The following is an 18,862-nucleotide window of genomic DNA, read 5'->3' as shown; positions in this document are numbered from 1 at the left end:
ACATCACACCAAGCTCGGTTCGCAGTATCTTTCGGGTGGCCCAGACGCGGTACGGGCCGATCAACCCGCCAGCTCGCTTGCCGACCGAGGACCCCAAGGACTGGTCCCGATGATGGGACACACCCGGGCGAACCATCTACGGGTGCACCACTCCGACCGGCGCACTGGTCGAGGTCCTGGATTACATCCGGCCAGATCCACCTGAGATTCGGCTGGCCGAGCTGTTCGATGACGTCTCTGATGATGACGAGTTCACGCTGGCCGAGCAGGTCGCGCGAGAGCTACCCGCACACGGCGCCATGCCTTACCGGTCCATCTCCCAGGGGTGGCGTGAAGCACGCGCGCTCTACGAGCTCTGGCTTCCCGTCGACGGCTGGTTCGTGAACATCACTGGCGCGCAGTCAATCGCAACGCTGACCGAGGAGTTAGGCGCAACCCTCTTGGCCGAGTGCAATATCGACCAACTCACGATCAGCGAGCTGACCAGCTCTGCGCCGGACATGAAGAGGCTCACTACGGGAATTGCCACATGGATTCGAGACAACGTGGTCCTGTTCGATGGTCAACTCCCCCACGGCGTCGTCTATCCGTCAAAGTGGGGCACCTCCCTGGGCGACAACTACGCGATGTGGCTGCGGCGCACCGACGACGGCACCGGTGATGATGAAGTCGGCGTGCTGGAGGCCTCAACCCTCGGAAGGCACACCGAGCCGCTGGTGGAAGCGGCGAGACTTCGCGGCATGAAAATCTTCTAACCTGCTGGCGCACGCGGGGCGCTGCCCCCGCATTCATGGCGGACGGGCCGCCAGCCGCGCCTTGCCGCTTACCACCAGTTCGTCGATGACGGTGGCGAGCCGCCCTGTTGTCGCCAGCAGCAGTGGCTCCCCTGCGCCGAGCACTTCCGGGCTGGGCGGTGGCTGACGTGGTCGCGCCGAGGAGAAGGGCTGTGCTGCGGATCGCTCCGTCACCCAGTTGGCGTGCCGCACGCAGCGCGATACTGGTCCACCCAGCTGTGACTGCCAGTGCCGCAAGGACGATCAGGACGGACGGGATGCTGTCTGGATCGCAGAAGTCGTTGCACACCACGGGTGTGGTCAGCCACCGGTGGCCGTAGACCAGTGCTGCGAGTGCTGCCGACAACGCGGTTGCCGTCAGCACGTGAAGTGCCCTGTTCGACTCGGTGAAGACTGCCGTAGGCACCGGTTCAGCCCCGGGTGGCCATCGGGCATTGAACGGCCTGTGCTTTGGCCTTCTCTTCTGCCAGTCCGTCTTTGCGCATCAGGCGTCGCAGTTGCCCGGCGATGGCGTCTTTGGTCATGGGTGGCTGGGCGAGGCGTCCCAGCTCCTCCAGTGAGGCGTCGGGATGTTCGAGGCGCAACGCCTCAGCCTTGCGCAGGTGTTCGGGCAGGAGTCACCGAGGAATCTCGAGAACGCGGCCACGGCAACGCGTTTGACCGCACACCCTGTCACTCCAGCTGGATGCTCTCGGCGGCTTCCACGATGGTGCGCGCGAGTCGCGTGGGGTCACCACCGATCACCACGTCGTGGGCGCCCCCAACCGAGAGGGCCGCGATGGTTGCCCCCTGGCGATTGCGGAGCGGCGCGGCGATCGTCGCGACACCGGGAACGACGTCCTCTTCACTGAGCGAGTACCCGTTCTCTCGGGCGGTGCGAAGCTGCTCACGCAGATGGTCAACGTCCTGCAGCTGGTAGGGCGGCTCCGCTGTCAGCGCACAGCGTTCGAGGTAGTCCTCGATATCCGCATCGTCGGAGCTCGCCAGGAGCATGCGTGGACCTGCCCCCACATGCAGCGGCAACTTCGTACCCGCTTCGAGCACCATCAGCGCCGTTCGTGCACCCGCGATACGGGCGAGACACAGTGCTTCGTCCCCTCTCCGCACGGTCAGGAACACCGACTCCCCGGTGACGCGGGCGAGGTCCTCCATGGCGGGACGCGCCTGATTGACGAGAGGGTTTCGGGCGCTGGCGATCTGCCCCAACTCGAAGAGTCGCAGCCCAAGGTGATAACGATTGCCGGCAGCTGTCGGCCTGACGAATCCCACTGTCTCCAGGGTGGAAAGAAGCCGATACACGCTTGGCCGGGGCATGCCGACGCCCTCGGCGATCTGTGCGACGGTCAGGGACGGAGTCGACAGCAGCAGTTCGAGCACTTCATCGGCCTTGGCGATGAGTTCGACCGAGTGGTCGGGCGCGGCGCGTTTGGAGGAATCTGCGCGTGAAGTCACGATCGGACCCTAACCGAGGCTTGATGTGGAGAGACCGACGTCGAGTTGGGGAGAGTCACGTCGAGTGATCCACTGGGGTGTTCCGGTCGGGATTCCATCCCAGATCCAGGGAAGTGGCCAGGGCGGCAGCCTTGATCAATGCGATGGACTTGTCACGATTGCCATTGCCCAGAAGGGTTGCCGCCAGGCCGGAGTAGGACATTGCTCCCACCACCTCGCCCGAATGGTTCCTGATCGGTGCGGCGATGGACGCCACCCCGATCACCAGATCTTGATCACTCACCGCAACGCCGGTGGTTCTGATCTCGGCCAGCATTTCGCGGACCCTGCGGGGAGACGTGGGGGAGTGCTTGGTCGGCGCCTCGAGGGTGGCCTCGTCCAGATATCGATCGATCTCCTCGTCCGATGACAGTGCGAGCATCAAACGGGGGGCCGCGCCCGCGTACAGAGGAAGGAGGTCACCGACATCGGTGATCTCCCAACGCACGTAGCGTCCGTCGAACCGTTCGACACAGATGGCATGGTCGCCACGCTTGACGAAGAGCAGCACGGTCGCGTCGGTCTCATCCCGCAGCTCCCACATGCGTGGAAGCGCAGCTTCGCGGAGGTTGAATCGTGCGGCCACGCCGGCACCGAGCTGAAGGAGGCGTGTGCCGAGCACGAACTCCCCGCGGTGTGCCCGGTCTACGTAGCCGTACTCGCGCATCGTGCGCAACAACCGGTAGACGCTGCTGCGAGGCTCCTGGATGATTTCGGAAATCTGGGTCGCACTGAGGGACTCATGCTCCGCCAGTGCGGTCAGTGTGTCGCTCATCTTCACCAGCACCTTGATAGTCGGTGCAGCGGATCCGGCCGATGCGGCCTTTGGTATCGACTCGCTATTGGTTGTGGACACAGTATGACGATAACTCGACGGGTTCGGTGCCAGCCCGCAACTGACCGGGTTACCAGCCGCGTTCGGCGAGGCGGTGCGGTGCCGCGATGTCCTCGACGTTGATGCCGACCATCGCCTCACCGAGTCCACGGGAGACCTTGGCCAGCACATCGGGATCGTCGTAGAAGGTGGTGGCCTTGACGATCGCCGCCGCACGCGCGGCCGGATCGCCGGACTTGAAGATGCCCGAGCCGACGAACACGCCCTCGGCACCGAGCTGCATCATCATCGCCGCATCGGCAGGCGTCGCGATGCCGCCCGCGGTGAACAGCGTCACCGGCAGCTTCCCGGCCCGGGCCACCTCGGCGACCAGCTCGTAGGGGGCCTGCAGTTCCTTGGCCGCTACGAACAGCTCATCCTCGGACAGCGACGTCAGCCGGCGGATCTCGCCGCCGATCTGGCGCATGTGGGTGGTCGCGTTGGACACATCACCGGTGCCGGCCTCGCCCTTGGAGCGGATCATCGCCGCGCCCTCGGTGATCCGGCGAAGCGCCTCACCGAGATTGGTCGCGCCGCACACGAACGGCACGGTGAAGCGCCACTTGTCGATGTGGTGGGTGTAGTCGGCGGGGGTGAGCACCTCGGACTCGTCGATGTAGTCCACGCCAAGGCGTGTGAGGATCTGCGCCTCGACGAAGTGTCCGATGCGGACCTTGGCCATCACCGGGATGGTCACCGCGGAGATGATTCCCTCGATCATGTCGGGGTCGCTCATCCGCGACACCCCGCCCTGGGCGCGGATGTCGGCGGGCACTCGCTCCAGGGCCATGACGGCCACTGCTCCGGCACCTTCGGCGATCCGGGCCTGCTCCGGCGTGACGACGTCCATGATGACGCCACCCTTGAGCATCTCCGCCATACCGCGCTTCACGCCCGCAGTACCTACGACGGGTGTGAGGACGTCGTTGCTCATCAGCGTTCTTTCAGGCTCACAGCCACTGGTTGTGACGCCAGCGGACGTTGATTTCGGTTGACAGCGAACGTTTTTCGCCGACGTCAGTCCGTGAGGGGGGCCAGATCCTGCATCTTGATCCAGTGCCCGCCGTCGGCGACGATTTCTGCGCCGGTCACGAAACTCGCTTCCTTGGACAAGAGGAACGCGATCACTTGGGCCAGTTCGCGCGGGCTCGCGGCACGGCCCATGTAGTTGGTCGACATCCGCCCGTCGGTAACCCCGGCCTCCTCGAAGTGGGGGGCGGCCATCGGTGTGTGCACCCAGCCGGGAAGTACGGCGTTGACCCGAATTCCCATGGGCGCGAGGTCGGCCGCGGCGTACTTGGTGAAGCCCACCAGCCCTGCCTTGGACACGCCGTAGGGTGCCATCTGCTGCTCAGCTTGGATGGCGTTGATCGACGCTACGTTCACCACGGCGCCCTGGGTCTTGCTGAGTTCGGCGGTGGCTGCCGTGGTGGTCCAGATCGGTCCGAGCAGGTTGATGTTCAACATGGTGTGCCACTGCTCGGGTGTGAGGTCGGCCAGAGGAGTTGGCGCACCGAGGATGCCGTGCGCGTTCACCAGTGCATCCAGACGACCGAGCGTGCCGACGACCTCCTCGACCGCCGCGTACGCCGCGTCCCGATCGGAGACATCGGCCTGCACCGCCAGCTTGGCGCCGGTTTCGTTGACCGCCGTTTCGAGACGGCCCGCATCCCGGCCGCAGATGGCGACCGCGTAACCCCGCTCGTTGAGGAGTTGGGCAGTTGCGAGTCCGATACCACTGTTGCCGCCGGTAACCAGGGCAACGCGGGTTTCATCAGCCGTCATTGTTGGCGCCTTTCTCGAAGGATGTTCGATGCTCAAGTCTGCGGGCCCGCTGTCAGCGGGCGAAATGCTGCATCAACACAACTGTTCTCCGCCAGCCCGGCGGGTGGGCGATTCAGACTCCAGACACTAACGTGCGTTAGGTATGCGGGCAACCCATGAATTGGAAATCTCCAGGCCACGAGAGTTTTTGGGTCGGAGCAGCGCGTTTGGTTGCGCCGGTGGACAGCCGGCGCTATCGTTCCTAACGATCGTTAGGCTGTTGCGCGGCTTCGCGCGGGGTCGACGGCGGTCAATCGGCGGTGAGGTCAGGCGCGCACTCGCGCCATGAACCCGGTCGGCCGTTGGCATCACTTCCCAAAGGCTGGTGAACCCCCATGTCACGTGGGGTATTGGGAGGCGCCGACCGAATGAACAGCACCCCCGCCCACTCCTATCATTAGATAGACGATTCGTTCGAAGGATGGTAATTTCATGCCGGTGAAGCCGGACTCAACTCCCTCCACCCAGTCCAATCGCGAGGTGCTCGATCGGGCCGTGCAGGTGGTCGCACGAGGCGCTGCTTCGGCTGCCCGCCTGCGCACCGCCGCGGAAACCCTCGCCGTGGCGTCGACATCGGGGGCGTCTGTGACGGACGTCACGGGTCGGGAGTATCTCGACTTCGTACTCGGTTTGGGGCCAGTGCTTCTGGAGCACAGGCCCCCGTCGGTTGTGGCGGCTGTCGAGAAGGCCCTGAGCGAGTCCATCATTCTGGGTGCGGTCAGTCCCAACGAAGCCGAACTGGCCGAACGGATCGCCGCGGCAGTTCCGTCCGTCGACGTGATCGCGTTCTCAGCCACCGGCACCGAGGCCATCCACCTCGCAGTCCGCGTGGCGCGGGCCAAGACAGGCCGCCGGCAGATCGTGAAGTTCGAGGGCCATTACCACGGGTGGGCGGAGCCGCTGTGCGTGAACACCCCATGGATGCCCGCGGTATCTGAATCACCCTGTGCACCAACCCATTATGTGGACGGGATGGTGGCCAGTGACCAGGTCACGGTCGCGCGCTGGCATGACTTGGAGTCGCTGGAGCAGGCGCTGAGGGATGGTCCGCCAGTCGCAGCGGTGTTCATGGAACCCATACCGTGCAACTTCGGAACCTTCACCCCCACCAGGGAATACCTCGACGGCGTCCGTGAGCTGTGTGATCGGTACGGCGCACTGCTCGTCTTCGATGAGGTCCTCACCGGATTCCGCGTGGCATTGGGTGGCGCCCAGGAACGACTTGGCGCCAGTCCCGACCTGACGGTGATGTCCAAGGCGATGGCCTCTGGCTTCCCGATCGCGCTCCTTGGGGGCACACGTTCGGCGATGGAGCCCGTCACGTCCGGCCCGATCCGGCCCGGCGGGACATTCAACGGCTCTCCGGTGTCGTTGGCAGCCGGTATCGCCACGCTCGACGAGCTGCACGCCCGCAAGGACGAGATCTACCCGCATCTGAACCGACTCAGCGAACGTCTCGCCGAGGGGATTCGCTCCGTGGCAGCCAAGCACTCGGCCCCGCTGACAGTGAACAACTGTGGTGCTGTGCTGCAGCTGTTCTGGGGCATCGACCTCCCCAACACCTACGCCGAGGCCATCAAGGACGACCGTAAGTCCGTCGCGCGGTTGACGGCTCTGCTGCTGGACCGCGGCATCCACATTGCCGAACGTGGGCTGATCCTGTTGTGCGCGGCACACACCGAGGAGCACATCGATCGCACCATCGCTGCGATCGACGACTCGCTTCCCGCACTCCTGGCTTAGCTGAACAGGGACGCGCGGTCCCATCCCCGAATTGACCAATCAATGGAAAGGCAAGTGCAATGGCGAGATTTGAGGGCGTGATCCCTTCGCTGGACCCGATCATCGGCGGCAAAAGGGTTGCCTTTGAAGGTCCTCAGATCGACGTGTTCGATCCGTCGACGGGCGAAGTGATCGCACAGATCACCGACGTGGGCGCCGAAGGCGTCGACCAGGCGGTGGCCTCGAGTCTGGAGGGCTTCAAAGTCTGGCGGCGGAAGACGTTCCGCGAGCGGGCCGATGCCCTCTCGGCATTCGCAGAGGCACTGGTTGCACGGCGGGAAGAGCTTGGCGCGCTCGAGGCGCTTGAGGTGGGCAAGCCCGTCTCCGCCGGTGTCGCCGAAGTCTTCGGATCGGCCGACCGCATCAAGTTCTTCGCCTACGGTGCGCGGCACATGTCGGTGCCGAACTCGGGCAACTTCCGGGACGGTCTGACGAGCTTTGCCCGCCGCAGTCCGCTCGGAGTGGTCGGTTGCATCGTGCCGTGGAACTACCCGCTGGCCCTGCTGGTGTGGAAGATCGGCCCGGCGCTCGCGGCTGGAAATGCCGTGGTGGTCAAGCCCGCCGAAGAGACTCCCATCGTCACCTCCCTGGTGGCTGAGATCGCGCAGGAGTTCCTCCCGCCGGGTGTCTTCAACCTGGTGATGGGCAATGGCCCGACGGTCGGCAACGCACTGGTGACCCATCCCAAGGTGCCGATGATCTCGATGACCGGTGAGACCTCGACCGGAAAGATCATCTACGCCAACGCCGCTCCCGAGATGAAGAAGCTGCACCTCGAACTCGGTGGGCCTTCGGCGATCCTCGTGTTCGACGACGCCGATCTCGACTTGTTCGAGGCGACGCTGCCGCAGGGCACCTTCCGCAACTCCGGGCAGGACTGCCATGCCCTTTCGCGAATCTTCGCGCACGAGAGCATCAAGGACCGCGTCGTCGAGGCGTGCGTCCGCGTCGCGGAGAAGCAGACGCTGGGCGGGGCGTTCGACGAGGAGACCGTGATCGGTCCTCTGGTCTCCAAGCAGCAGCAGGAGCGGGTGGCCCGCCTGGTCGACGAGGCCGCGGCGCTTCCGCACGTCACGGTGGTCACCGGTGGGAAGGTGCCCGACCGGCCGGGCTACTTCTACCCGGCCACGGTGCTCGACGGTGTGCGCCATGATGATCCGATCAAGCAGACCGAGATCTTCGGCCCCGTCATCACGGTCACGTCCTTCCAGACCGAGGAGGAGGTTCTGGGCTGGGTCAACGAGCAGGAGCATGGTCTGTCCGGCGGTGTGTGGACTCGCAGCCTCGACCGGGGTCTGCGGGTTGCGGAGGAACTCGAGGCCGGGACCGTGTGGGTCAACGATCACAGCAAGACGGTGACCGAGATGCCGTTCGGCGGCTGGAAGCACTCGGGTGTGGGTCGCGAGCTGTCGACCGAGGCGATCCTTGAGCACACCGAGTCCAAGCACATCGCGATCGACACCACCCGGCGATGATCATGCAACGGCGGACGTACAGGGTGGCGGGTCGACGCGCTGGCGTGATGCGATGACGACGGCAGGATCTGCACGCGTCGTGGTGATCGGTGCCGGAGCGGCGGGCCTGAGCACCGCGCTCTGTGCGGCACAACTCGGTGCCGGGTCGGTCACCGTCATCGACAAGTCCTACGCCGGTGAAGGCTCGAGTGGGCTTTCTGCAGGGGTTTTCAACCGTCAGACCTTCGACGGAATAGACCTCGAGATGCGCCGCTTCAGCCTGAACGTCTTCGACGAGATGGAGTCGGCTGGTCTCCTCACGCTCTACCGCACCGGCTACATCCGGGTGGCCCGGACACCGGAGCAGTTCGAGCGGATCCAGTCGACGGTCGCGCGCATCAGCGACGGGACCAGCGTCTCGGTGACCGCGGAGCAGATCGCGGAAATGATGCCCGGGATCCGCACCGATGACATCACCGGCGGAATGTACGGTCCCTTCGACGGTCATCTCGACGGTCCCGGCCTGTGCGCGGCGTATCTCGCGGCCGGCAAGGAACGTGGCGTCGTCTACCGGCCTCGCTGCGAGGTGCTCGAAGCCGATACGAGCGGCGCGGCGATCACGCTGAAGACCACGCAGGGTGACATCGAAGCCGACGTGGTGGTCAATGCTGCGGGATCGTGGCTGGGTCACGTGTCGAGCCTGCTCGGCACCAACGCCACGACGCACAACCAGCGGCACCAGATCGCTCAGGTGCAGGTGCCGTCGCTGGCCGGTCGAGACGTCCCGATGATCCAGATGTACTTCCCGGGTTCGGGCGACGCGGGTGTCTACATCCGTCCCGAAGGCGAGCCCGGCAACTTCATCGCCGGAGCGCACACCTATGAACTCCTGGAGGAGTCGGTGGACGCCGATCGGTACCGCCGAGGTGTGGACGATGCCTTCCTCGAGTCGCTCGCCGAGGGATTGATGGACCGATTCCCGGGCTGGGAGGACGCCAGTCTCAACGGTGGCTGGAGCGGGCTGTATCCCAACAGCCTGGACGGGGACTTCCTGGTCGGTCCCCAGCGCAGCGACCCGCGGGTCGTCGTCGTGGGAGGCCTCGGCGGCATGGGCTTGACCGTCTCCGCAGCGGTGGGCCGACTCGGCGCCGAGTGGGCGGTCCACGGGGAGGCGCGCACCTTCGCGTTCGCGGACACACTGCTTCCCGACCGTCCCAGCGCCATTGCCGCTGACGCATAACAAGATTCGGACGATGTCGAAGGCTCGCCCGCAACAGAGAGTAGATGAGAATGCTGCCTGAATCGGCGATGTCAGCCGACGTCCTCGCCGAGGTGCCCCTGATCAACGACGCCGGGGGCCGACCCGGCCAGATCGGCATCGTCGTTCCGGAACTCGAGGCCGGCCTCCGCGACTGGGGAGCGATCGGTTTCTCGCAGGCCGGTTGGCGAATCTGGGAGTACAACGGTGAAACGCTCGGCGAGAGGCTCTATCGGGGCGGTCCCGGGCAGTGGTCCATGACCATTGCCCTGTGCGGCGAAAACCCCCAGGTGGAGCTCATCGAACCGGGTGCCGGTCCCAGCATCTACAACGAGTGGCTCGAAGATCGCGGCCAGGGCCTGCACCACATCGGCTGGTACGTGCCGGATCTCAGAGGCTCGATCGAACGGATGGAGCAGGCCGGATTCCCGCTTGTCCAAGCTGGTTTCGGTAACGGTGCGGACGGATCGGGAGGTTTCGCGTACTTCGACACCCTCGACCGATTCGGCTACTACTTGGAGGCCATCACGGTTCCGGCGGTGCGGCGCGAACCCGACAGTGTGTGGCCACCGGCCCGTTAGTCCGGCGAAACCTCAAGGCTCGTCAGCACTTCGAAAAAGGCGCCTGGCCCGATGAACATCGGGACAGGCGCCTTTTCGGTGTCCGCGGTCAGGAGACCGGACGGCCTTGACTCTCGGGCTGCTGGTCCGGTGCGGCGGATCTCTCGGCCAGCAGCGCGTCCAGCAGTTGCGCGAGGTGCAGAGGTTTGCGGTCCGGGCGCAGTTGGGAGATCTGTGTCGCACAGCTGAACCCGTCCGCGAGTACGACGTCGGACTCCGAGGACCGGTCCAAGGCGGGCAGCAACGCCTGCCCGGCAACCGCCACTGACGTCGAGTAGTGGTCCGCCTCGAAACCGAAATTGCCGGCCAGTCCACAGCAGCCGGTGGCCTCCTGCAGATTCGTCATCCCGTGTCCGCGAAGCGAGTCGGACTGCTTGTGAGAACGGAACGTCGCGTACTCGTGGCAGTGAGTCTGCAGAGTTCCGTTCTCGGGCAGCTCCGGATACTCCCACTCGGGATCTGCCAAGGTGTGCAGCGCCTGGTCGAATGTCAGCACCCGCCCGGCCACCGCCCGAGCGTCGTCGTGCTGCAGCAGAGCAGGCAGGTCGTGAGCGAGCGCCGAGGCGCAGCTGGGCTCCAGCACGATGATCGGAAGACTGCTTGCTGCAGGCCGATTGAGGAGTCGGACCGTGCGGCGCAGGACTCGACGCGCGACACCGAGCTGACCGGTGGTGATCCAGGTCAGGCCGCAGCACACGTCCGGTGCGAGTTCGACCTGCACGCCGGCGGCGGCCAGCACCCGCTGTGCGGATCCGACAAGTTCCGGCCGGAACCCTCGGGTGAACGAGTCCACGAACAGCAGGGCTCGGCCACCCGAGCGCGGGACCTGCGCCAGTTCGCGGGAAATCGACCGGGAGGACGCGAATCTGGGCATCCGGCGCTCGCTCGTGATCCCAGCGAGTCGAGGCAGCGCCCGAACCACCCACCGCGATGACAGCATCGCGTTGACCACCGGTGCGATCCACCGCGTCGCACGCAGAGCCGTCGGGAGCCAACCCAGCGTGTAGTGCGTCAGCGGGCGCATCTGCCCCCGGTAGTGCTGATGAAGGAATTCGGACTTGTAGGTGGCCATGTCGGTGCCCGTCGGGCAGTCCGTCGAACAGGCCTTACAGGACAGACACAGATCGAGTGTGCGCAGAATGTCCGCGCCGTCGGCGGTGTCCGGGGTATCTGCCCGGGCGGCCCAACTCTGCAGAGCCCTGGCCCTTCCGCGGGTGGAGTCCTTCTCGTCATGTGTGGCTCGATACGACGGGCACATCACCCCGCCGGTGTCCGCGATGCAGCGTCCGATTCCGATGCAACGGCCCGCGGCCTTGGCCAGGTCTCCGTCGTCGTCGACAAGGGCGAAGGTCGCAGGAAGTGCAGGGGGTGCGCTCGGGATGTTCGCGCTCAGGGCGTCCGGGTTGATCAGCACGCCCGGGTTGAGCATGCCGTCTGGATCCCAGATCGTCTTCAGCTGGGCGAATGCCGACATCACGGTTGGGGTGTACATCAGGGGAAGCAGCTCGCTGCGGGAGCGGCCGTCGCCGTGTTCGCCGGACAAGGTGCCGCCGTGGCTGGTCACAAGTTCCGCCGCCGCCACGACGAAGGAGCGCATCGCGTCACGTCCGGCGGCCGTGTCGGTGGTGAAGTTGATCCGCACATGAATGCAGCCGGCCCCGAAGTGTCCGTAGAGCACACCGTCGAACCCGTGCGCCTGCAACAGGTTACGGAAGTCGCGCAGGTAGCTTGCCAGGCGATCCGGAGCGACCGCGGCGTCCTCCCATCCCGGCCAGGTCCGAATCCCGCCGGGACCGATTGCCGACAGGCCGGCGCCGTCCTCGCGGACGCGCCAGATGGCGGCCCGCTCCGGGCCCGAGGTCACCCAGCGCACCTCACGGGCGCGACCTTCGGCGCGCACCCGGTCCTTCAGTTGAGCGACCTTGTGCGCGATCAGGTCTGGATCGTCTTCGAGGAATTCCACATACAGCCAGGCGTTGCCTTCAGGCATCTGGCCCACGGCGGCTTCGCCGCGCCGGGCTCGCATCGTCTCGACGATGGCCTGATCCATCCCCTCGACAGCCGCCGGCTTCAGTTCGAGGATGGTGGGGACATCCTCGGCGGCCGCAGCGATGTCGTCGTATCCGATCACTGTCAGCCCGTTCAAGGACGGACGGGACACGAGTTGCACCGTGGCGGCGACGACGATCGCGAGGGTGCCCTCGCTGCCCACCAGGCTGCGGGCCACGTCGAATCCGCGCTCGGGGAGGAGTTGATGGAGGTGGTAGCCGGACACCTGGCGGGGCACCCGGTCGAGTTCGGTGCGCAGAACGGCGAGGTGGCTCTGGATCAGCTCGCGCAGACCCCGCTCGAGCACGCGCACGCGCTGCTCGTCGGCGGGGTCCACCGCGGTGATGCCCGTGCTGTCGGCGCGGACCCGAACGCCGTCGGCCAGCACGAGATCCAGCTCGAGGACGTGATCGCCGGTGCGACCGTAGGCCACCGAATGATTGCCGCAGGCGTCGTTGCCGATCATCCCGCCGAGCGTGGCGCGGCTGTGTGAGGACGGATCGGGCCCGAACATCAGCCCGTACGGCCGCACGACCTCCTGCAGCGAGTCCAACACCACACCGGCTTCCACGGTGGCTGTGCGGGCATCGTCATCGACGCGGAGCACTCTGTTCATGTGGCGGGCAAGGTTGAGCACCAACCCGGTGCCCACCGCATTGCCAGCCATTGAGGTGCCCGAGCCCCGGGTGGTGATCGGCAGCTTCAGCCGGTGCGCCTGGCGGACGATGGCGACGACGTCGTCGACATCGCGGGGATGGGCGACCGCTTGTGGGGTCAGCCGGTAATTCGAAGCGTCATAGGCGAATTGAGCTCGCGTCAATGACGACACATCGATCTCGAGCCCGGGCCGCGACCGGCTCAGGGATGTGACCAGGTCCAGAACTGCGGGGGAGGGTGACGTCATCGGACGGGGCGCGGAGCCGCCAGTGCCGTGAGTTCGCGGTACTGATCGGAATGAACGATCGCCCGCGCGCGGCCGAAGTAGGTGTCGGCCCATGCGTCGTAGTCCCAGTCGTTGGGGAGCACGGGAGCGGCCGCCACGGACCACAGGCCTTCCCGGATGGCCGAGGTCACGGTCATGAGGTGTGCCCTGGCCAACTCCGCTTCGATATCCGCCGATTCACCAAAATAAGTGCGGCAGAACAGTTCCGACTCTTCCCGAGTGCAGTTGCTGTTGACCAGGACGGCGCCGAGGTCGAAGTACCGGTTGCCCATTCCGCCCCACTCCCAGTCCACCAGCCACAGTCGTTGGCCGTCGAAGAGGAAGTTCTGGATCTGCAGGTCGTTGTGGCACATGCCGTACGCACCGGGGACGCTGCCGGTGAGGCGGTCGATGTCTGCTGCTGCGGCTTGAAGTTCATCGATGTCGGCGGGGAGGGGCAGTCCTTCCCGGTCGGCGATCTGTCGGTAGTGCTCGATGTCCGCGACTGCCGACCATGTGCAGCTGATCGCCGGCAGATTGTGGAGCCTGCGCACCAGGCGGGCCATGCTCTCGACCAGGTCTCGACTGCGCATCTCCTCGAGGTTGAGGGCGATGGCATTGTCGATGAACTCAGCGAGCAGATGGCCCTCAGGCAGTGCGTATGCGTGCAGTGGAACGCCGACGCCCCCGGCGGCGACCGCGGTCTGGATCTCAGCGCCGTGGGCGCGGCTGCCGCAGGCCACTCGTCGCTCGATGTCACCCCCACACACCCTCATCGCCAGCCGCAGATCGCCCGTCTGCACGCGGAAGTTGAGGTTGGTCGCGCCACCTGACATGGGGGTGACGACCCAGGGCTCGCCGATCCGGGTCGGGTCGGTGAGTGAATCGATCGCTGCGAGCAGGCGGTCGTGGAACTGGGCGTCGACGGCGCTGATGTCGATGTTGGCCGGCCGCGGCATGCGGGGCAGAGCGGGATCGTCCGATTCTTGCCGGATCCCCGCAGACTGCACGTTCGCGTCACTGGCCTGGTTAGCGCGCATGGTGGGGTCCCTTTCGATCTGCATGAAGCTAGGGAATTCTTATCACTGTTCGGACTCGGTGTCGCAGGAGCGGTGTGAAAATAGAGCGCCGCTGTCCCGGCGCCGGTGCCGAGGAGAACCTCGACGCCATTCTATAGACACAACGTCCGTGTGATGATAATTTCTGCTGAATCGCAATTAGAGACAAGGGTTTCAATGAGCATCCGGGTACCACTTGACGCCCACCCGTATGGGGCGCATCCGAGCGTGATGCCGCCGCAACCGGCGGACCATGACGCGGCTCCGATCGATCTGCCGACGCGGCTGGCCATCTACCGGCAGATGCAGGACATGCGGCAGTTCGGGAAGCGGGCCTACGACCTCTTCATGAAGCAGCTGGTGAAGGGCACGACCCATCTGTCAATGGGCATGGAGGCGATCGCCGCAGGTTTCGGTACTGCGCTCCGGCCCGATGACTACACCTTCGCCACCTATCGCGGCCACGCACACACCCTCGCCCGAGGCGTGTCGATGACGTCGGTCCTCGCGGAGCTTCTCGGCCGGGCCAACGGGCTGATGGGCGGCAAGGGCGGATCCATGCATCTCACCAGCGTGGATCACGGGATGATGGGCTCCTACGCCATCATCGGTGCGCACCTCACCATCGCGAACGGGGCGGCCTTCTCGGCGCAGTACCGCGGCACCGACCAGGTGGCGGTGTGCTTCTTCGGAGACGGTACAACCAACATCGGGGCCTTCCACGAAGCGATCAACTTCGCGGCCGTGTACAAGCTGCCCGTGGTGTTCGTGTGCGAGAACAACCTCTACATGGAGTACACCTCCACTGCCAGCATCACCGCAGTCGAGCGGCCCGCGGCCGATCGTGCGTCGGCGTATGCGCTGGAGTCCACGTGCATCGACGGCAACGACGCCGACGAGGTGCACCTGACCGCGATCCGTGCCCTGAACCGGGCCCGGGCCGGCGAAGGACCGTCCCTGATCGAGGCGGTGACCTATCGCCACGGTGGCCACTCACGTGCCGATCCGGGCAAGTACCGGCCGCAGGAGGAGGTCGAGGCCTGGAAGGCCTACGACCCGCTCAGGATCTACCGCGAGCGACTGCTGCGCCTGGGCGTCGACGCAGCCAAGCTCGACGCCATTGAGAAAGAGACTTCGGCGGCCGTGGAGCTGGCCACCGAGGAGGCCATCGCAGGCGCCCTGCCCGCTCCTGAGACCGCACTCACCGAACTTTGGGCCGACGGAGGATCATCATGGCGGAACTGACCTATCGCAGTGCAGTTGCGCGGGCGATCGCACAGGAGATGGCACGCGATGAGCGTGTCGTGCTGTTCGGCGAGGACATCGCCGGCGCCGGAGGTGTGTTCAAGACCACCGAGGGCCTGCTCGATCAGTTCGGGCCCAAGCGCGTCATCGACTGCCCGATCGCGGAACAGGCGATCCTCGGTGCGGCCATGGGAGCGGCGATGACCGGTCTGCGGCCCATCGCCGAAATCATGTTCGCCGATTTCTTCGGCGTGTGTTGGGACATCGTGGCCAACCAGATCGCCAAGACCCGCTACATGACCGACGGGCAGGTGAGCATGCCGCTGGTGATCAAGAGTGGGAACGGTGGCGGACTCCGCTTCGGTGCGCAGCACTCCCAGACCATCGACAACTGGGCCATGGCCGTGCCCGGCCTGAAGGTCGTCGCGCCGTCCAACCCCACCGATCTCATCGGGTTGATGGCCGCGGCTGTCCGATCCGACGACCCGGTGATCTTCCTAGAGGCCAAGGGGCTCTACGCCACCAAGGGCGAAGTGCCCGACGGCGAGATCATCGACACGCTCGGCACCGCCAAGATCGTCCGTCCGGGCAGCGACGTCACCATGGTCGCCCTCGGTCTGATGGTTCCGCGTGCGGTCCAGGCCGCCGAGGAACTGGCGCAGAAGGGCATCAGCGTCGAGGTGATCGACCTGCGCTGCCTCGTGCCACTCGACACCGCCACCGTCCTGGCATCGCTGGCCAAGACGGGACGACTGTTCACCGTGGAGGAGAACCCGCGCGTACTGGGTTGGGGCGCGGAGGTCGTGTCGATCGTGGCCGAGGAGGGGTTCTGGAACCTCGATGCTCCGATCGAGCGCATCACCACGCCGTACATCCCACTGCCCTCGGCGGATTCGTTGGAGGACTTCGTTCTTCCGTCGGTCGAGCGGATCGTCGCGACTGTGGAGAAATCAGTTCAGAAGTGACCGGGTCCCTGATCACGATGCCGCAGTTCGGTGAGACCGTCACCGAAGCGACCGTCCTGCAGTGGTTGTGCAAGGTCGGCGACACGGTGACGGCGTTCACGCCCGTTCTGGAGATCGCCACCGACAAGGTGGACACCGAAGTTCCGGCGCCGGTGACTGGGCGTGTCACGGAACTGCTGGTGGCAGAGGGCGACACCGTTCCCGTCGGAACCCCCCTCGCGCGAATCGACACCGTGTTGGCCGTAGAGGAGGACCTCCCGTCGGCAGACACCCCGGACTCGCCGAAGACTGTCGTGTGGCGGCACACCCAGAGTCCTCGGAAACGCAGATCGACTGCGGCAACGGAGGTGTCACCACGCCGGCACCAGCTGAGCCCGCGGCAGCGACGGTCGGCTGCTCTGGAAGCGGCAGAGCGCGCTCCAGAGGTTGAACAGACGGTGGTGACCGCGACTGCTGCACCCCGCACAGTCATGTCCGCGCCAGCGTCGGCGCCAACGACGCCGCCGACGCTGGCGCAGGACAGTCCGCGCGAGGTCACGGGCACAGCAGTGCAACCGTTGTCCGCGCCGACGTTGCCCAGGTTTGCGGTCGCCGAACTGGACGTGACACCCCTGAGTGGAACGCCCATCGACACCACGCTGATCACTGCCGCTGTCGCGGCGAGCCTCTTCACGAGTGTGCATCGCCGCCGCCTGACCGATGGTGATGCGGTCGAGCTCGCCGTGGACGGACGCCACATCCCGCGGGCGCGGGACCTGACACCGGCGGCGATCCGGGCGCGCATCGCGGATGGCAAGGGCGCGGCGCCGACAGGAGCCGCCGCATGGATCGGCGTGGAGGATGTGGGCAAACTGGGACTGTCCAGCGTGACCAGCCCGCTTGACGATGGGTACCGCCTCCAGGTCTGCGTCGGTGCCACCGTCGAACGAGCGGTCGTCACCACCGCGGCATCCGGCCGACCAGTGATCGAGTTCATCAGCGCGGCCACAGTTTCCGTCGCCGCAGACCCGTCGATCACCACCACACAGATCGGCCAACTCATCGACGACATCCGCACCCGGATATCCGACCCCAGATGGGTCGCCGAACTGCGCGAGTCGTAGCCCCTTTGTTCCTGTTTCACGCCTGACTGCACTTGGAGATCGAATGGCAATCGCAACCGTCAACCCCACCACCGGGGTGACCGAATGCAGCTTCGAGCCGCTGACATCCGAAGAACTCGAGACGCGGTTGGCGCGTGCGTCGACCGGGTTGACGAAGCTCCGCAACACCAGCCTCGAAGAGCGGACTGTCCTGCTCGATCGGCTGGCCGACATCCTGGACGACGAGGTCGATCGGATGGCCGCGATCATGACCACCGAGATGGGCAAGACCCTCGCTTCGGCCAAGGCCGAGGTTCGTAAGTGTGCGCTCGGGTGTCGGTACTACGCGAAGAACGCCGCAGCCATGCTCGCGGCGGAGCCCGCCGACGCCACCGCAGTGGGAGCAGCCCGCGCTGAGGTCCGGTATCAACCCTTGGGCGTCGTTCTTGCCGTGATGCCCTGGAACTTCCCCGCATGGCAGGCCATTCGATTCATTGCCCCAGCACTTGCGGCCGGTAACGCTGTGCTGCTCAAGCACGCATCGAATGTTCCGCAGAGTGCGCTGCTCATCGAGGAACTCGTCGCCAGGGCCGGCTTTCCTGAAGGCGCGATGCAGACCCTGCTCATCACGAGCGACCAGGTCGCATCGGTGCTCCGCGACGAGCGGGTGGCGGCCGCCACGCTGACGGGAAGCGAGAACGCGGGACGCGCGGTGGCGTCCTTGGCGGGCGAGCAGTTGAAGAAGATGGTGTTGGAGCTCGGGGGATCGGACCCTTTCATCGTCCTGCCGTCGGCAGACGTCGAACGTGCCGCCGAAGTCGCTGTCACCGCCCGAACGCAGAACAACGGTCAGTCCTGTATCGCGGCAAAGCGTTTCATCGTGCACCAGGACGTGTACGAGGCGTTCACGGACGCGTTCGTGTCGCGGATGGCGGCACTGCGTGTCGGCGACCCCACCGACCCCGAGACGGAGGTGGGCCCACTCGCGAGCCGGTCCGGTGTCACTGAGATGACCGAACTGGTGGAGGACGCCAGGTCCAAGGGCGCGCGGGTCCTCTGCGGCGGTGCTGCGCTCGAGGGTGATGGATGGTTCTATCCCCCAACCGTTGTCGCCGATATCAGCGCCGAAATGCGGTTGTTCCATGAAGAGGCGTTCGGCCCCCTGGCGTCCCTGTACCGCGTGGCGAGCCTCGATGAGGCCATCTGTCTGGCCAATGCCACCCGGTTCGGTCTCGGATCCAGCGTGTGGACCGACGATGACGATGAGGTGGCGCACTGTGTGGAGTCGATCGAGTCTGGCGCGGTGTTCGTGAACGGGATGACCGCCTCATTCCCCGAACTTCCCTTCGGCGGCGTCAAGTTGAGCGGCTACGGACGCGAACTGTCGCTGTACGGACTCCGCGAGTTCTGCAACGCCAAAACCGTCTGGGTACGCTGAGAACCG

Annotated in this window: 15 protein-coding genes and 1 pseudogene; 9 read left to right on the top strand and 7 right to left on the bottom strand. The window is 65.7% G+C overall.

Annotation, left to right across the window (positions count from 1 at the left end; genetic code table 11):
- Positions 1 to 299: 299 nt before the first annotated feature.
- Positions 300 to 755 carry a hypothetical protein gene (locus tag G6N34_RS28175; protein WP_234812982.1) on the top strand — a complete coding sequence of 152 codons (456 nt, stop codon included), beginning with the start codon at positions 300 to 302 and terminating at the stop codon, positions 753 to 755.
- A 449-nt stretch (positions 756 to 1,204) separates the two neighbouring features.
- Here the strand turns inward: G6N34_RS28175 and whiA are convergent.
- From whiA to G6N34_RS25010, 5 genes and pseudogenes are all read right to left on the bottom strand, one after another.
- Positions 1,205 to 1,449: pseudogene (whiA, locus tag G6N34_RS25030) on the bottom strand (DNA-binding protein WhiA); the annotation flags it as partial.
- Between the two features lie 17 nt (positions 1,450 to 1,466).
- Positions 1,467 to 2,246 (bottom strand): IclR family transcriptional regulator, encoded by a 780-nt coding sequence (locus tag G6N34_RS25025; protein WP_085153637.1) that lies wholly within the window; start codon positions 2,244 to 2,246, stop codon positions 1,467 to 1,469.
- Positions 2,247 to 2,301: 55 nt separating this feature from the next.
- Complete coding sequence (locus G6N34_RS25020; RefSeq protein WP_163645526.1) at positions 2,302 to 3,060, bottom strand: IclR family transcriptional regulator; 759 nt, start codon at positions 3,058 to 3,060, stop codon at positions 2,302 to 2,304.
- Positions 3,061 to 3,190: 130 nt separating this feature from the next.
- Entirely contained in the window at positions 3,191 to 4,093 is a 903-nt protein-coding gene (gene pdxS, locus G6N34_RS25015; protein ID WP_163645524.1) for a pyridoxal 5'-phosphate synthase lyase subunit PdxS, read from the bottom strand.
- An 83-nt stretch (positions 4,094 to 4,176) separates the two neighbouring features.
- Positions 4,177 to 4,944 (bottom strand): SDR family NAD(P)-dependent oxidoreductase, encoded by a 768-nt coding sequence (locus G6N34_RS25010; RefSeq protein WP_085152188.1) that lies wholly within the window; start codon positions 4,942 to 4,944, stop codon positions 4,177 to 4,179.
- 471 nt (positions 4,945 to 5,415) lie between these two features.
- Between G6N34_RS25010 and G6N34_RS25005 the strand changes: the two genes are divergently transcribed.
- From G6N34_RS25005 to G6N34_RS24990, 4 genes are read left to right on the top strand one after another with little or no spacing between them, the layout of a single operon-like run.
- On the top strand, positions 5,416 to 6,726 hold the full coding sequence (locus G6N34_RS25005; protein WP_085152187.1) for an aspartate aminotransferase family protein: 1,311 nt from the start codon (positions 5,416 to 5,418) through the stop codon (positions 6,724 to 6,726).
- A gap of 59 nt (positions 6,727 to 6,785) precedes the next feature.
- Positions 6,786 to 8,240 carry an aldehyde dehydrogenase family protein gene (locus tag G6N34_RS25000; RefSeq protein WP_085152186.1) on the top strand — a complete coding sequence of 485 codons (1,455 nt, stop codon included), beginning with the start codon at positions 6,786 to 6,788 and terminating at the stop codon, positions 8,238 to 8,240.
- 52 nt (positions 8,241 to 8,292) lie between these two features.
- Positions 8,293 to 9,459: an NAD(P)/FAD-dependent oxidoreductase gene (locus G6N34_RS24995; protein WP_085152185.1), complete on the top strand. Its 1,167-nt coding sequence runs from the start codon at positions 8,293 to 8,295 to the stop codon at positions 9,457 to 9,459.
- Positions 9,460 to 9,509: 50 nt separating this feature from the next.
- Entirely contained in the window at positions 9,510 to 10,058 is a 549-nt protein-coding gene (locus tag G6N34_RS24990) for a VOC family protein (RefSeq protein ID WP_163645522.1), read from the top strand.
- Positions 10,059 to 10,146: 88 nt separating this feature from the next.
- Here the strand turns inward: G6N34_RS24990 and G6N34_RS24985 are convergent, their stop codons facing one another.
- Together G6N34_RS24985 and G6N34_RS24980 are read right to left on the bottom strand one after the other, a co-directional pair.
- Positions 10,147 to 13,050, bottom strand: a complete 2,904-nt coding sequence (locus tag G6N34_RS24985; RefSeq protein WP_085152183.1) for an FAD-binding and (Fe-S)-binding domain-containing protein — start codon at positions 13,048 to 13,050, stop codon at positions 10,147 to 10,149.
- Positions 13,047 to 14,108, bottom strand: coding sequence for a choline/ethanolamine kinase family protein (locus G6N34_RS24980; RefSeq protein WP_163645520.1), 1,062 nt, complete (start codon positions 14,106 to 14,108; stop codon positions 13,047 to 13,049). The genes G6N34_RS24985 and G6N34_RS24980 overlap by 4 nt, the downstream gene beginning before the upstream one ends.
- Before the next feature lie 195 nt (positions 14,109 to 14,303).
- Here G6N34_RS24980 and G6N34_RS24975 point away from each other — a divergent pair, with 195 nt between their 5' ends.
- The 4 genes from G6N34_RS24975 to G6N34_RS24960 are packed head-to-tail and all read left to right on the top strand — an operon-like array spanning position 14,304 to position 18,856.
- Positions 14,304 to 15,371, top strand: a complete 1,068-nt coding sequence (locus G6N34_RS24975; RefSeq protein WP_165763654.1) for a thiamine pyrophosphate-dependent dehydrogenase E1 component subunit alpha — start codon at positions 14,304 to 14,306, stop codon at positions 15,369 to 15,371.
- Positions 15,359 to 16,336 carry an alpha-ketoacid dehydrogenase subunit beta gene (locus G6N34_RS24970; protein ID WP_085152181.1) on the top strand — a complete coding sequence of 326 codons (978 nt, stop codon included), beginning with the start codon at positions 15,359 to 15,361 and terminating at the stop codon, positions 16,334 to 16,336. The genes G6N34_RS24975 and G6N34_RS24970 overlap by 13 nt, the downstream gene beginning before the upstream one ends.
- A complete protein-coding gene (locus G6N34_RS24965; RefSeq protein WP_163645518.1) occupies positions 16,333 to 17,439 on the top strand; it encodes a biotin/lipoyl-containing protein in 1,107 nt (368 codons plus the stop codon). Before G6N34_RS24970 ends, G6N34_RS24965 begins: the two co-directional genes overlap by 4 nt.
- A 43-nt stretch (positions 17,440 to 17,482) precedes the next feature.
- Positions 17,483 to 18,856, top strand: coding sequence for an NADP-dependent succinic semialdehyde dehydrogenase (locus G6N34_RS24960; protein ID WP_085152179.1), 1,374 nt, complete (start codon positions 17,483 to 17,485; stop codon positions 18,854 to 18,856).
- Positions 18,857 to 18,862: the final 6 nt, after the last annotated feature.

The organism is Mycolicibacterium confluentis, from assembly GCF_010729895.1.
Taxonomy (GTDB): domain Bacteria; phylum Actinomycetota; class Actinomycetes; order Mycobacteriales; family Mycobacteriaceae; genus Mycobacterium; species Mycobacterium confluentis.
The sequence above is the reverse complement of the archived record's forward strand: the minus strand, read 5'-3'. Positions and strand labels throughout refer to the sequence as shown.